2 protein-coding genes are annotated in these 1,378 nt (G+C 57.3%); both read right to left on the bottom strand.

The annotated features are described in order from the left end of the window. Positions 1-561: 561 nt before the first annotated feature. Positions 562-999, bottom strand: coding sequence for a type II toxin-antitoxin system TacA family antitoxin (locus tag VQ044_RS25135; protein WP_442873017.1), 438 nt, complete (start codon positions 997-999; stop codon positions 562-564). Then, positions 1,000-1,317 carry a hypothetical protein gene (locus tag VQ044_RS25130; RefSeq protein WP_327650372.1) on the bottom strand — a complete coding sequence of 106 codons (318 nt, stop codon included), beginning with the start codon at positions 1,315-1,317 and terminating at the stop codon, positions 1,000-1,002. Positions 1,318-1,378: the final 61 nt, after the last annotated feature.

Below are 1,378 nucleotides of genomic sequence, written 5' to 3'. Positions count from 1 at the left end.
TCCTCAGTGGAATCGGCACCCCGAGCCTAACGGCTCAAGGCGGGCAACGCCGCCCACTTCAGAGTTTCAACAGAGACCGGGACATTCCCCAAGCCTTGCTCTCGTATGTCCGCATGTCCGCCCGCAGGCATGTGGCTTTGATAGGCATGGTGGTTGCTGTCCATAATCGACTCAGAGGCAGTAAACGTCTCCTTGCATCAGCTAATCAAGTTCGGATCGGGCGACACATGCACGATCGAACCCGTTTAGACCTCCATCCTCTTCGGCATGGCATGGGAAGAGGGGCGGTCGGCCGGCAGCGGGACGGCATCGGGCGCATTGCGCCGTATCTTGCCCGGAAAGGCCGCCCGCTCCACCGCGCCCGCCGAGAATGCAGACATAGGCGACGACCCGATTGCTCTCACACACGACATAGGTACGGGAAAACCGGCTCTCGTTCTTCAAGGCGCGGCTTTTCAGCCAGTCGTTCAGGGGTCGGTTCGCCGCAGTCGAAGTCGGACAAATCGTGATCCGTGGTCAGCGGAACCGGTGCCGACAGCCGCTTCCCTACTGGATCGGGTGTTATGTTTCCCATGCCGGGACCCGACGCAACAGGGCTCGCAGCTTAGGCCCGGGGGCGGGGGGATTGTCGAGCGCCTGCATGAAGGCGTCGTAGCGCTCCGGATCGAGAGCGAACAGGCGCTGCACCAACAGCACATCGATCGCAACATCCCTGGCGTTTTCGACCATGAATTCGGTTCGCGTCTTGCCCAGAACGGCGGCCGCCTCGTCGATGAGGTGGCGGGTCTGCGTCCCGATGCGCAGATTAATGCTGCCCTTGGTCTCGGCGGCCGGAATCCGTTCCGCAACCGCCAGTGGGGCGGCGCTCGACCTGTCTGACGATGAGCGAGGTGTTGTCATGGGGTTAAAATGAGAGGTTTTACCTACAATGCCGATACCACGGGCTGGCCAAAAAACCGTATCGCGCTTGAAGCATAACGCGAGTGTTTTTGGACACAATCAGTCCCCGGCAAGCTTTTGCGCCAGGAGTTGCGACATGACCCAGCCCTCAATCGCGTCTCTTGTGATAAGTCCGTCGAAGCGCCCCAATCTGTCAGTTATAACAGCAGTTTCATTGCTCTTCTCTATCATATTTTTATATACTTCTTCGGTTGATTCTGTTGCCGAGAAATTCAATCTGGAAGCATCTGTCGATTCTGCGCGCTTTATCGGATTCTTGAGGACTACGCCAAGTTCTGTTTTCATAATCTGGGATGATAAACCCTCCTCAAGTGAGGCACCATATGAAACTAAGAGGCCGTTTCGAAACCCTGCCAAGACCAGCCTCCATGGTTCACCCGGGACGCCCAAACCCGCGGAAATCGGGTATCATGTCATT

Source organism: Aurantimonas sp. C2-5-R2, from assembly GCF_036549495.1.
Classification (GTDB): domain Bacteria; phylum Pseudomonadota; class Alphaproteobacteria; order Rhizobiales; family Rhizobiaceae; genus Aurantimonas; species Aurantimonas coralicida_A.
The sequence above is the reverse complement of the archived record's forward strand: the minus strand, read 5'-3'. Positions and strand labels throughout refer to the sequence as shown.